Origin of the sequence: Amphibiibacter pelophylacis (assembly GCF_037688875.1) — a bacterium.
Taxonomy (GTDB): Bacteria; Pseudomonadota; Gammaproteobacteria; order Burkholderiales; family Burkholderiaceae_C; genus Amphibiibacter; species Amphibiibacter pelophylacis.
Map to the genome: position 1 here is coordinate 1 of NZ_JAWDIE010000033.1, position 13,047 is coordinate 13,047.

12 protein-coding genes are annotated in these 13,047 nt (G+C 59.5%); 5 read left to right on the forward strand and 7 right to left on the reverse strand.

Going from position 1 to position 13,047, the window contains the following annotated elements:
- The first annotated feature begins 111 nt into the window (after positions 1 to 111).
- The 5 genes from RV045_RS14050 to RV045_RS14070 all read left to right on the forward strand — a co-directional run bounded on the left by RV045_RS14050 (position 112) and on the right by RV045_RS14070 (position 6,644).
- Entirely contained in the window at positions 112 to 2,742 is a 2,631-nt protein-coding gene (locus RV045_RS14050) for a type IV secretory system conjugative DNA transfer family protein (RefSeq protein ID WP_423236425.1), read from the forward strand.
- 102 nt (positions 2,743 to 2,844) lie between these two features.
- Positions 2,845 to 3,546 (forward strand): KfrB domain-containing protein, encoded by a 702-nt coding sequence (locus RV045_RS14055; protein WP_423236426.1) that lies wholly within the window; start codon positions 2,845 to 2,847, stop codon positions 3,544 to 3,546.
- Positions 3,547 to 3,556: 10 nt separating this feature from the next.
- On the forward strand, positions 3,557 to 5,278 hold the full coding sequence (locus RV045_RS14060) for an LPD7 domain-containing protein (protein ID WP_423236427.1): 1,722 nt from the start codon (positions 3,557 to 3,559) through the stop codon (positions 5,276 to 5,278).
- An 18-nt stretch (positions 5,279 to 5,296) separates the two neighbouring features.
- Positions 5,297 to 6,067, forward strand: coding sequence for an OmpA family protein (locus tag RV045_RS14065; RefSeq protein ID WP_423236428.1), 771 nt, complete (start codon positions 5,297 to 5,299; stop codon positions 6,065 to 6,067).
- Between the two features lie 13 nt (positions 6,068 to 6,080).
- On the forward strand, positions 6,081 to 6,644 hold the full coding sequence (locus tag RV045_RS14070) for a TrbM/KikA/MpfK family conjugal transfer protein (protein WP_423236429.1): 564 nt from the start codon (positions 6,081 to 6,083) through the stop codon (positions 6,642 to 6,644).
- 140 nt (positions 6,645 to 6,784) lie between these two features.
- Here RV045_RS14070 and RV045_RS14075 read toward each other — a convergent pair whose 3' ends face one another.
- The 7 genes from RV045_RS14075 to RV045_RS14105 form a co-directional block, all read right to left on the reverse strand.
- Complete coding sequence (locus RV045_RS14075; protein ID WP_423236430.1) at positions 6,785 to 7,885, reverse strand: relaxase/mobilization nuclease domain-containing protein; 1,101 nt, start codon at positions 7,883 to 7,885, stop codon at positions 6,785 to 6,787.
- Positions 7,882 to 8,406: a plasmid mobilization relaxosome protein MobC gene (locus tag RV045_RS14080; RefSeq protein WP_423236431.1), complete on the reverse strand. Its 525-nt coding sequence runs from the start codon at positions 8,404 to 8,406 to the stop codon at positions 7,882 to 7,884. The genes RV045_RS14075 and RV045_RS14080 overlap by 4 nt, the downstream gene beginning before the upstream one ends.
- Positions 8,407 to 8,692: 286 nt before the next feature.
- Positions 8,693 to 9,169 carry a DUF192 domain-containing protein gene (locus tag RV045_RS14085; protein WP_423236432.1) on the reverse strand — a complete coding sequence of 159 codons (477 nt, stop codon included), beginning with the start codon at positions 9,167 to 9,169 and terminating at the stop codon, positions 8,693 to 8,695.
- A complete protein-coding gene (locus RV045_RS14090; RefSeq protein WP_423236433.1) occupies positions 9,166 to 10,314 on the reverse strand; it encodes a ParB/RepB/Spo0J family partition protein in 1,149 nt (382 codons plus the stop codon). The genes RV045_RS14085 and RV045_RS14090 overlap by 4 nt, the downstream gene beginning before the upstream one ends.
- Positions 10,315 to 11,106: a ParA family protein gene (locus RV045_RS14095; protein ID WP_423236434.1), complete on the reverse strand. Its 792-nt coding sequence runs from the start codon at positions 11,104 to 11,106 to the stop codon at positions 10,315 to 10,317.
- Positions 11,103 to 11,501 (reverse strand): hypothetical protein, encoded by a 399-nt coding sequence (locus RV045_RS14100; protein WP_423236435.1) that lies wholly within the window; start codon positions 11,499 to 11,501, stop codon positions 11,103 to 11,105. Before RV045_RS14100 ends, RV045_RS14095 begins: the two co-directional genes overlap by 4 nt.
- Positions 11,502 to 11,504: 3 nt before the next feature.
- Positions 11,505 to 11,864: a single-stranded DNA-binding protein gene (locus tag RV045_RS14105; protein WP_423236436.1), complete on the reverse strand. Its 360-nt coding sequence runs from the start codon at positions 11,862 to 11,864 to the stop codon at positions 11,505 to 11,507.
- Positions 11,865 to 13,047: the final 1,183 nt, after the last annotated feature.

The window sequence follows — 13,047 nt, forward strand, 5'->3', positions numbered from 1 at the left end:
TAGGTCGGCGCATCGTCACCAATCGGCTGATCGGCTCCCTTCGCCATTGGCGACAACTCTATGCAACCTGGTGGCGGCTTGCGTCACCAATGAGCGATAAGGACTCAACTTATGGAAATGCCAAAGTGGCTTAAATGGCTGTTCGGCGTGGTGGTGTTCATCGCCGCCACTGTGGGCGCGGTCTGGCTGGCTGGCTTCTTCTTCTTCGCTTTCAGCAAGACGAACCCCTTCGGCAAAACCGACTTCTCTACGTGGTGGACGTACTGGCAGTTTTACCAAGCTGATCCGGTGGTAGCGAAGCGCCTCAAGGTGTCGGGCATCGTGGCCGCCGTGGTGGCCTACGGCGTGCCAATCGTCGCCATGATTGCAGCCATGCGCGAAGTGCGCTCACTGCATGGTGAAGCTCGCTTCGCCAATGCCGGCGAGATTGAAAAGGCCGGGCTGTTCGGCAATACCGGCATCATCGTCGGCAAGTGGAAGAACCGCTTCTTGATGTTCGCCGGCATGCAGTTCGTCTTGCTGGCCGCGCCGACTCGCTCGGGTAAGGGCGTCGGCGTCGTGATTCCGAACCTGCTCAACTGGTCGGAATCGGTCGTGGTGCTGGACGTGAAGCTAGAAAACTTCCTCATAACGTCGAAGTACCGCGCGAAGTGGGGCCAAGAGGTCTATCTGTTCAATCCCTTCTCGATTTCCGAGGATGCCGAAGGGAACCCGCTCAACGGCCGGACGCACCGCTACAACCCGTTGGGCTACATCGGCGACGATCCGCGCTTGCGAGTCACGGACATTCTGGCAATCGGCTACTCGCTCTATCCGGGCGAAGGCCGCGATGCGTTTTTCGATGATGCCGCCCGCAACCTGTTCTTGGGCCTGACGCTGTATCTGTGCGAAACGCCGACCCTGCCGCGCACGATGGGCGAATTGCTTCGCCAGTCGTCCGGTAAGGGCAAGCCGGTCAAGCAGCACATTCAAGACATCGTGACGCAGCGCAACTACCGCGAGTTCGGCGACGTGATGTTGAACGACGTGGGCGAAGAACGCGCCGACGTGGTGAAGGCAATCATGGCCGCTGCCGGCATCAGTGAAGCCGCAGCGGAAAACCTCTGCGACGAAGCGCCGATTGTGGTCGTCAAGGACGTGGCGGCGGCCGACATCGAGGAAGTCGAAACGCTGTTCAAGGTGGCCGGTGCCGAGATTGAAGTCACCCGAAAACTGGTGCCGATTCTGGAATGGGACGGCGTGGGCCTGCCGCCGCTGTCGATGGAATGCGTAGATGCTCTGAATCGCTTCACGGCCACGTCGGACAACACGCTGTCAAGCATCATGGCTTCGTTCAACGTGCCGCTGACCATTTGGGCCAGCCCTATCGTTGATGCCGCCACCAGTGCGAACGACTTCGACTTGCGCAACGTGCGCAAGAAGCGCATGTCGATCTACCTGGGCATCCCGGCAAACAAGCTGGCCGAAGCCAAGTTGTTGATGAATATGTTCTACACGCAGTTGGTGAACCTCAACACGAACCGCCTGCTGCACTCGTCGCCTGACCTCAAGTACACCGTCTTGATGCTGGACGACGAATTCACCGCGCCCGGCCGCATCGGCATTATCGACAAGGCGAATTCGTACATGGCCGGCTACGGCCTGCGCATGCTGAACATCATCCAGTCGCCCGGACAGTTGGAAGCGGAAGCGCCGAAGGGCTACGGCCGCGAGAACGCCCGAACCTTCGTCACGAACCATGCGTGCCAGATTTTCTTTACACCTCGGGAGCAGCGGGACGCGAACGAATATTCGGAAGCTCTCGGCTACTACACGTTCAAGGCCAAGGGCAGTAGTCGCCAGCTCGGCGGCAAGTCGGCAGGCGGTCGCAGCGAGTCGGAATCGGATCAAAAGCGGGCGCTCATGATGCCGCAGGAACTCAAGGAAATGAGCCAGCGTGAGCAGATCATCAGCCTTGAAAATACCAAGGCGATCCGGTGCGAAAAGATCAACTACTTTTCGGATCATGTCTTTGTTGATCGCCTGAAATCTGTTGCGCCTTCACTGGCGAAACTCGGCAAGAAGCTGCCGACGAAAAAGCAGCTTGAAGACTCCTGGGGTTCGGGTGAATGCGCGGTGTCGATTCCACTGCTGAACCTTGACCTGCACGAAGCCGTTATTCAGTCGCGTAGCCGCGCCCTGACTGTGGCCGACGTGGAGAAGGGCATCGACCTGCGCGCGCTCGCCCTGGACTTCTCCAAGGTGCCGCTGCCCGAAGGCTCGGGCATCGAACCCGAACAGGTTGAAGCGTTCGTTGATGGCTTCTTTGATGCCTTGGACGCGGCCAACGGCTACGACGCTAGCGAAGCGCCCGACGTGGACGAAGACGGGGCCAGCGAGCGGCCCAGCGATGACGAACTGGCGGCCCTGGACGCGCAGGCGGCCGATGACGGCGGGCAGGAAGTCGCAGCGAACACCATCGAGCCGGCCGACGACGAACCGGCCGACGATGAAGCGGATCATGGCCTTGGTCATGACCAAGCGGACATCGAGCCGGCCGGGCCGACCGATGAAGAACTTGCCGCGATGATGGAAGACTTCACGCCACCCGATGACGGGATGATGGATGAAGCTGAAATGCTGGCCGCTTTGGATGAAATGGAAGCGGTGCCGGAATACGTCGGTGAAACCGAAAATGACGCGCCAATACTCGATTTGAGCGTGCTTGACAAGCCCCTTCCTTCAAACAAAAATGCGGAATAGGCATTGAATTTGGTCGTCGCTTTTTAAGCGGCGACTAATGCGGGCGCAGCCCAAGAGTGACTTTATCGAGAGTCACATTTTTTAATAGTTAGGAGCCACATCATGAATGAACGCACTGCCGGTTCTCCGGCCGCTCAACGTCCCGCCAGTAAAGTCGTAGGCAGCTACCTGCACAAGATTGAAGAAGTGCCGAAGGAAGTTCGGGACTACGCAATCAACAAGCTGAACCCGGTCGATGCTGCCGGGGAACGCATCAAAGACGCGCAGGGCAACAACATCACCGCTCGCATTTCCACCGCGAAGGAAAACGGCAGCTACTACGGCCCCGTCATCCTGAACAATGACAAGTTCATCGTTCAAGCGGTCGGCAAAGAACGCCTGTCTGCCGTGGTTCATCACAAAGACGATGTGGCTCTGCAAGGCGCTTCGCTCGCGCTGCTGAACGCTAAGAAAACCATGAACGGCACCAGTGTCCAAGTGCATTACACCGGGGATAAGGCGAAGGCTTATCACTGGTCGGACAAGAGCAAGCAACAGGCCGCCGAACCCGCGAAAGACGCACCCGAGAAAACCGCGCCGCCTGCCCCCGCGAAGGAAGCCATGAAGGCGGAAGACTTCATGAAGCAGGCCACCGACTACGCCAAGGAGAACATCAAGAACACAAACCAGCGCGAGGCTTTCTTGAAGCACCTGGGCAACGTCACCGAACAGGCGTTCAACCGGGAGCAACCGCAAGCGGTGAAGTCCAAGCCCGTCCCTGCGCAGGCGCAGGAAAAACAAGCCGACGCCGGCATCGAACGATAAGGGGGACAGCATGGCAACCGAACAACAGAAAGACGAAGCGCGGCAGATTGCGGCCGTGCTGGATGCGTCTGAACGCGGCCCGGCCTATGGCGTCATGACGCTGAACGACAAAACGGTGACGTCGATCCGCTTTGAGCGCAGCGAAAAGGACGGAGAACAGGCGTTCAACGTCTCCTTCCACATGGGCAACAAGACCGTGGGCAAGCTCAAGGACATTGACGCCGACACGCTGGCCGACTCGGTGGGCGACAAGAACGCCAAGGCCATCATGGAGCATGGCGAAGCCAAGGGATCGTTGAAGGGCGAAGCCCTGATGAACGAATACGGCATGACGCCGGAAGAAAGCGCCCGGCGCGCGGCCATGAAGGAAGCCCGCAAGGCCGTCGAGTTGATCCAGATCGAACAGCTCGAACCTGACGCGGCCGACGAAAAGAACACGGTTGAACAGGTCAAGGAAGAAGAACGCGAACAGTTCAGCCCGGAAGAAATTCAAGAGGGCCTTGCGCGTGCTGCTCTACTTCGCCAGCGCGACCGTGAACAACTGGCACGCGAGCAAGAGGCGCTTGGCATCAAGGCCGAAGGCAAGCGCATCGACGTTGAAAACCTGTCTGAAAAGGCGCTGGAACAGGACGACGCGAACGACATCGCGGAACGGACTGGCGGCACCACTGACCGGGATGCGCAGCAGTACACCGAACGCGAGAAAAACCGGCAAGTGGAGCTGATGGAACAGGTTCATAGCCAATTCCGCGTTGCCGGGGCGAAGTTCTACTTCAAGGATCAGCCGGGCAAGCTCGCCATGAAGGACAAGGGCGAACGCATGGTGTCGGCCTCTAACGATGACCGCGTGGCAAAGGCTATGGCGACGATGGCCGAAGCCAAGGGCTGGAAGACCATCAAGGTTTCCGGCCATCCCGACTTTCAGCGCGAAGTCTGGATGGAAGCCAGCTTGCGCGGCATCGAAGCGCGCGGCTACAAGCCCACGGAACAGGATTTGAAACTGCTGGAAGACAAGCGCGAACGGGCGATGCGCAACAGTGTTGAGCATGACCAGACGGCACGCGAGCGCAACACGGAACAGCAGCGCCAGGACGCCGGCCGCAAGACAGATTCAGCGCGCCAGGAACGCGCCGCAGCGCCCGACAGGGCCGAAGGCAAGGGGATGGTAGGGCAGGCCGTCGAAACGGCCGCCAAGTCGGCATTGCGGGCCTACGCTGGCCGCGTTCTTGAACACGGCGCGGCCAACTTCAACCATGACCCGAAGGAAAAGCCCAACTACTTCGTGAAGCTGGCAACCGACCAGGGCGAGAAAACTGTTTGGGGCGTCGATCTGAGGCGCGCGATGGGCGAAGGCAAGGTGAAGACCGGCGACGATGTGAAGCTGGAATATCGCGGCAATACGCCTGTCACCGTGGAAGCTCTGAAACGCGACAAGGCCGGCAACGTCATTGGCAAGGAAGAAATCACGACGAACCGCAACCAGTGGGACGTTGAGAAGTCGGACAAGGCGAAGGTCGCCGAAGCCGTCGCCTCGGCGTTCATCGACTCCAAGGTGAAAGACCCGGCCCAGCGTGAAGCCTTGAAGGCCGCTGTCGGCGCTCGCATGGCCGAACGCGAAAAGGCGAACAAGGTGCCGGCCGTGCCGGTGTACGACAAGGCAGCACCGGCCAAGACGCAGCAGGCAGAACGCACCGGCCCGGTGGTCGAGCGGAACGCCGAACGCACCCGATGAACTGAGGCTGAATCTGTCTTGAAAATCGAAAAGCGCCTTGTCACACAAGGCGTTTTTCTTTTGTGCGGCCTGCGCCGTGGTGACGCCGCGGCAGCCTGGCCAGCTCGTCTTTGTCGCCAATCAACGCACACCACGCAAGCGCAAGACAGATTCAGCGCGTCTTATGATTACAAAGTGCTTGCCAAGATATATAATCTTGGTTCTGCAAAAAGCACATATCGGAGTCACACAATGCGTAAATTGGTCGTTCTTTCCAGCATCCTCGCTTTGGCCGCATGCTCGTCGCCGCCAAAGCCGCCAGTCGTGGACGGCTCAACCCGCCAAGCCGTCAACACTCCCGAGACGGCCGAAACGATTGCACTCCGCGCGAAGCTCGCGCAGGCAGAAGAAAAACTTCGAGTAGAGCAAGCCTGGCCGGTGATTTCACCGGCCGTTTTGCAGCCGGCCCCGCCGCCTGCGCGCTCGCGCACGTTCAGCGTGCATTTCCCCTACAACGGCACGAATTTCTACCTGAGCGCCAACGACAGCGCACAACTGCTGCCGCTGCTCGCCAAAGCGCGCCGGATCGAAGTACGCGGACGCACGGACGGCCAACGTCCCAGCACTGCGGACGAAAAAGTAGCCCTGAACCGCGCCCTGGCTGCGCAACGGTTCTTGATCGGGCAGGGAGTTTCACCGGCCATCATTTCGGTCAACTACGTGTCGGCCGGTGATTACGTTGCGGATAACTTTTCAGCGGCTGGAAGGTCGCTGAATCGCCGCGTGGACATCGAAGTTTTCAACCAGTAGGAGGAACATTTTCATGAAACGTCTTGCCATCACATCCGCGCTCGCCGCGATGTTCTTCACGGCTGCGCCCGCGCACGCCGATGATGGGCTTTTTACAGGTGACGTGCGGCTCGCTTGCGAAGCCGTGCTTTGCCTTTCATCTGGCACCCGGCCCAGCGAGTGCGCGCCGTCTCTGCAACGGTATTTCAGCATCACGGCTAAGAAGCTGTCCGACACAATCAAGAAACGCAAGAGCTTCTTGAATCTGTGCCCGGCCGCAACGCAAGACGAAAAGATGGTCGCCCTGGTCGATGCCATCACCAACGGCGCAGGCCGTTGCGATTACGCCTCGCTGAATTCGACGCTGCGCGTTTGGAACTGGAATGGCGACAGCGGCGAAACCTACATCAGCAACAGCCTGCCGTCGTATTGCACGGCCTACAACAACAACGCCTATACCGACATCAAGGCACCGCGCTATGTCGGCGTCCCTGAGCGTGGCGGCTTTTGGGTCGAGGCCGACAAATACGATGCCGCCCTGGCTGAATACAACGTTCGATCCGGGTCGGCCATCGCTTCACGAAGGCCAGCGAACTAGCGATTGCCAATGTGCGTGACGGCCGCAACGCCGTCGCCCACATCAACGACGTTCACCGGGCCAAATTGGGCGACTTGTACCGCTGAAAATGGGAAAACGCAGAAAAGAAACGCGGGCCGCCCGCGTTTTTTTTCGTCTGCTTATCGGGTCTTCTCGTCGCCTGGGGTCGCCCTGCCCTGCTCCTGGCGCTGCGGCTGCGGCCGCTGCGGCTCGGCCTCGCGCTCGGCGGTCTTACCGTTCTTGCTGCGCAAGCTCTGCACAAGGGCCTCATGCTTCGTCACGACTGGCGGCATGGTCTGCACCAGTCGAACGATATCGAGCGCAATTTGCTTGTCTTCGGCCTCGCCAGTCGCCAGCGCCCGCGCGATCTGGCCGTATGCCTTCTGCGTGTCTTTCCTGGCTGCGCTGATATTGTCTTGCGCTGGGTTGGCGCGCTTTTTGCCTGTCTTCACCTCGGCTTCGGCGTCCTGCCTTTTCGCCCTGGTGACGCGGGCCGGCTCTTGGCGCTTACCCTGCTCGAATTCGGCGTCAATGTGGCGCACGGCCTGTTTCTCGGCCTTCTGCACCACGCCCCGCGCCCTGCGTGGTGTGGCGTTCGCCTCTATGCCCTGCTCGCGCAATTTCTCGGCAAACTGCTCGCGCCAAAATTGCAAGTCGCCCTTCCTCGGGTTCAAGCGAATGCCATCATTCCCCACGGCCTTGACCGCAAGGTGAACGTGCGGGTGCTTCTCGTCGTCATGAGCGGCGAAAACGTACTGGTGATTGCCGAACTCTTGCTTGGCGAACTCTCGCGCGGCGTCCTTGACTGCCTGCCGGTCGGTGCCGGGCGGCATCGACAACACGATGTTGAAGGCTTCCTTGCGCTTCTCGCCTTCGTAGGGAATGCCGATCTTGCCCTTTGCCCATGAGTCGCGCACGTCGCGCACGGCCTCCATGCCCTGATGAATGTCGCCGTTCTCGTCCTCTATCTCCACCTCGCCATTGCGTGAGATGTAGTCCATGTGCGCTTTGATGTGCTTCATGTTCTTGCCACCGCCCGAGATTTTCACCATGACTTCGGCCGTCTTCTTGGCCGTCCTGGCTACCTTCTCTTTCGTGGCCGGCCCGCTGGGCGGCGCTGGCTTCGCGGGCTTCGTGCTGCCTCCGCTGCGGATGTTCCGGCCCTTCGACCCCTTGATCGGCGCGTAGTGAAGACGCTCGCCCCAATCCTTGATGATGCCGTCGATTACGGTCTTACTCATTCGATGTTCCACCGCTCAAGGCTGGCCCGAATAGCACCACTGACTTTCTCCGTATGCGCGTCGATGATGGCGCGAAGCCGTTCGATTGATTCAATCGTGACTGAATCGCGCCGCCCCTCGTTCATGGCCTTGGCTACTTGGTTGAGGTTGCGCCCGATGGCAAGCAACTGATAGTTCGACTCGCCCAGCGCGTCGATTTCCTTCATGCCGAACTGCGGTTCGCGCGTAAGGCCCGCCCGGATCGCGTCAATGATCCAGCGCCGTTGCGAACAACGCTCAAGGTTGGAGCGTTCCAGCACGGCCAGCTTTTCGGATTTGGTCATGAGGATTTCAAACCGCACCTTGGGTTCATCGTCGGGCGCTTCACCAGTCTGGCGCATAGGCGGCGGCGGTGGATTCTTGGCGGCTTTCTCTAGCTGCTGCTCGATGGCCTCTTTGATCGCTGCGCCGGGCGTCTTTCCAAGACCGGCGCAGTAATCCACCCAGCGCGCTTTGAGGTCTGCGCCCAGGTGGATGTTCATGGCACGGCTCGGTTTCTCCATAACGGCTCCAACAGGTCATGCAAAAGTGAAAAGGGGGGGATCAATGTGTAAGCTGTGCGCACACTATACCGGCGATTAGCCTATCCTGCAATAGACCACACCCCCCCACACTTTTGGTCATGACCAAGCGTTTTTTGCTCTTGGGATTGAAAACGTGGTCTTGAAAGCGCCCCGTAGAACGATCTGTGCGGGATTTCGGGCACGGATTGTTCTCGGGCAAAAAAAACCGCCAAAACTTGGCGGTGTCGATCACTTCTAACGCGGCCTACTTCGTAGGTCGGCAATCCTCTTTCAGCAGCCGGGAACCGACTGCAAGCCCTTCACGCTGGAACTGGCCTTGTGCGAGTTCCAAGGCGTACTTGGCGGGTTTCATCGACAAATGGTATTCGTCGGATTCGGGCTGCATGTCCTCGATGACGAACAGGGTTCCATCCTCGGACACGAACGCGATTGATAACGGAATTCGGGTGTCTCGCATCCAGAAGGCCAGTTTGCCCGGTGGGTCAAACGCGAACAACATTCCCGGTCCGGCGTCATCGCGGTTGGAAAGTCCTTTCGCTTGCTGGGCCTTCGTGCGTGCAACGGGAACGCCGCGAAGCTGGACGTTCCCGGTAAATGTCAGGTCGCATACTTCGGCCACGTCGGCGGCTTGCGCTTGCTGCCTATGGGCAGCAAACGCAAGCAACGCACCGGCCACGATAAGGCCGACTGCGCTTTTCATGATCGCCGGTTTCATGGTCATTTCTCGGCTTCGGTCAGCAGGTTGATTTTGCAAGCGCCCGCATCTACTTCTTGATCGCCGCCGCCATCCTCGAAGCGGATATGAATCAGGCCAGCAGAGCTAGGCCGGCGATTCAGCAAAACAGCCGCCGAACGCCCGTCAAATTCCACCAGCAAAAGCGGCTTGCTCATGCGGTCGGGATCGGACACGGCGCGGCCCTTCGGCCAGCTTGTCAGCTCGCCCGTATCGCGGCCCGCTTCGCCATCCTCGCCAGTGCCTGCACCGTCGCCCTGGCCGTTGTCGTCGCCCTTCTTGCTGGCAGGCTTCGCCTTGCCGCCGTCGATTTCGCTCTCGCCGGTTGCGCCACCGTTGCCGCCTTGGCCTTCGCCAGCGCCGCCCGGAATTTGGTCATGACGAAATTTCGAGGCATCGCCTCTACCGCCCGGCTCGCCGCCCTGCTGGCCTTCGCCAGCAGCAGGCGCGGCCGGTGCGGGCTTCTTCTTGCCCTTCAATTCGTCGGCCAGATCGGCAACCGTCTTGCGCGTGATTTCGGCCGCCTCGGCGCACCATGCTTCGACTTGCTCGGGGAACTTCTCATGCAAGCCGCGCAGCTCGTACAGCGTCTTAGGCGACGTGCATTTGCCGTTACTGTAGGCGTCTTCGATGCAGGCGGGCGGATCAATCAACGCAAGGTGCTGCGTGATGATTGCGCCGTCTTTGCCCAGGTTCTTTGCAATGGCCTTCTTCTGGTCGCCAGCATCCAAGCGTTTCTTGATGAACAACGCGAGTTCCATCGGCTTCAAGTCGTCGCGCTGGATGTTCTCGATGACTTGATCGTAGTCGTCGTGCGACTCGTCAACGAAAGCCGGGATAGTAGGGCGGCCAGCCGCTAGCGAACCGCGATAGCGGCGCGCGCCATAGTTCAGCATCCACTTACCGGGCTTGCTCGGGTGAGTGCGAACGGATACGGGCGTTTTCACACCACGCGCCCGAATGCTGTCGGTCATTTCCTGCATGGCCTCTGGCGTAAATTCCTTGCGCGGCTGGTCGGGGTCTTCCTCGATGTCGGCAAGGGGAATGTCCAGCGGCTTGCCGGTCGGCTGCGCCGCCCCGGCCACGGCCGGGGCAGTGGGTTTTTCTTCCAGGGCGGAAAGGTCGAGTGCCATTTATTGAACCTCCATGATTGAAGCGATTTTTTCAAATACCGGCTTGATCTGCGTCCACGCCTCGCGCCCGCTCGTCTTACCGAGTTTCCAGACGGGCACGCCCGCCGCCTGGGCTTCGGGAACCGCCGTGGTCTTCTTGATCGCAGCAAAGCCCGCGTCCATCGGGATCAGCAGCTTGGCGAAGTGAGTCGAAAGTTCGCGGAAGTTGTCGCGCTGGAAGGGCGTCGGTTCGACCAGATTCGGCAGGATGCCAATCAATTCCAACTTGGGATTGATCGCGGCCTTGATCTTGCGAATACCGATGCTGTCATGGTTGAGCAGATCGCCGATACCGTCGATGGCCTCCTGATTCAGTTGCAGCGGCGACAGAACGTAGTCGCTGACAACCAGCGACGAAAGCTGTCGAATGTCAGGGTTAGGGTTCGTGTCGATGATGCAAACGTCGAAGTCGTTATGCACCGCCTGCAAGAACGCTTGCAGGTTCGACGCGAAGGCGTTGTGCTTGTCGGCCTGCTTTTCCATTTTCAGCAGCTCGGCATTGTCGGCCGACACCAAGACAAATTCAGCGTCTTCCACGCCGCCGACTTTGGCCGTCAAAAGGCGGCTGGCCGGCATCTGCGACACGGCGGCAATGCCCCCGGTCTTGATCGCCTTGGAGCTGTTGCGTTGGTGGTCGAAGTCGATCACCAGCACGCGCTTGCCCATGATGAGGTGGAAAAAGTAGGCCAGTTGGACGGCCACGGCCGACTTGCCGACGCCGCCTTTTTGGTTCGCCAGAACGATGGTTTTCATGCCCGATTGCTCCTTAAAAAAGTCCGAACTGTTGTCGGTGAAGTGGAAACGCCGCTTTCTTTGAGAAACGCCACGATCTGTTCAATCGTGTAACCCTTGTCCCGAAGGGTCTGCATCTGCGCGGAATACGGCTCAAGTGCTGAACCCGCCAGCTTCGGTTTCTCCCTGCTCATGAATTCTTCAATGCGCAGGTCTTCGGCCTTGGCGAGAAAACGGCCGCGAATAACGTTCGCTTGCTGCGGTGACATCGAGTGCGCCGCCGCCGCTTCGGACAGCGACGCACCTTCGACGATCAACGCTTTTGCAACGCCCAAGGAACGCTCCGACCATCTTTTGCATTTGGACGCCACGCGCTCAAACTGAGCGGCATCCATCCTTGGGGCGGGGGATGTCATGAGTTATTCACCCGCCCGGCTGAACTGTTCCCGCTTCTCTTTGCCCGGCGCACCGAACGCGAAGTCTTCCACGATGAAGTTGTACCCGTACACGATTTCGCCGTTCTTCTCGTAGTCGTTGTTTTCGACGCGGTAATCAACAATCAGTTGATCGCCCTTCATGGCGTTCTTGACGATGGTCTCGGCCTTCGCGCGGAACGCGGTGAACTGGATCGCCACGGCACGTTCGCGGGTCTGGCCGGTGTCCTTGTCCTTGCCGGCGTACTCGTTCGCAATCAGGGTGAAACGCGCTACGGCGCGGTCGCCCGCGCCGGTCACGCTGGCTGGCCGCGCGAGGTTGCCGACGAAAACATTCTTTTGCATTGTGTAGCTCCTTCGGTTGGTGCGGCCAGGATTGGCCACAAGCGAATTATAACACCCATAAAACAAGTAATGCAACAACAATAAAACAGAATAAAACAAGTAAGAAACAGCAACAGGGCAGGCCGCCCCACGCAAACCGGGACATTTCCGGCCAATGCCAGCACTAGGCACCACGGAGACGCAACACGCGAACGCAAAAGCCCGTAGGACGCGATTTAAGCCGCTTTGGCCCTTGCTGCACCCTCGGTATGGGAAAGGTCGAGAAAACGCCTTGGCGGGCCTCCTGCGGCTGCTACAGGGCGCAATCGAGGGCAGGGCACCCCCTTCCTCTTTCTAAACGGTTTTTGCGGCCTCTCGATCACCACGAACGGTTCCGGCATGGCGCGCACACGCGCCGGGCTGAGCGGGCGGCCGACTTGTCGGCCGGGCGTGATTTGTCCCGGTCTTAGCGCCCCGCAGGGGTGGCCGCTTGCGGCCATGCCGGCCGGCTTGCCGGTCGGGACGCTTAGACCATGCCTTACCTCGGCCGTCGAGCTGCACCGCGCGGCAAGTGCCGCGCTTCGTTCTTCACGTCCTGGCCGCAGGCCAGCCATTAGAGCCTTCTGGCTGTTGGCTGTTGGTCTTTTGACTTCCTTGCGGCCTATGCGCCCAGGTGATGCCTGTTCCTGGCTGCGGCGGTGGTGCCACACCGCGCGGCAGGTGCCGCGCTTAAATCGGCATGGCCGAAGGCCATCCATTGTTCAGGCCGGCGCGAAGCGACGGGGCGCAGGGAGTGAAGCGACCGGAGGGTAGGCGGTGTTTGCCGCGTTTCGCGGCAGCCTTTTTGCCGTTGTTCACAACGGCGGCGGTTCCAACTACTAGGTACATTTTCTAAAGGAAAAAAAACCTAAAGGCAAGAACTACAGGGGGCAGGCCGCACGGCGGCCAAAATAGCCAATGCTGGCAAGGCTTTGCGCGCTTTTCGGGCTTCGGATCGCAAGACATTTTCAGCGTAAACGCAAGACAGTTTCAGCGCATGGCGCAAGACACTTTCAGCGTGCGGTTCTGTGGATACAGAATTTAATTCTTTGAGAATCAACAACTTACGCGAAAGACACTTTCAGCGTGGATAACTTTCGTCATCCACAAGGTCATGCACAGGCAAGCGCCAGATTCGGGCGTCTTGGTTGGTGACGGTGGCCCG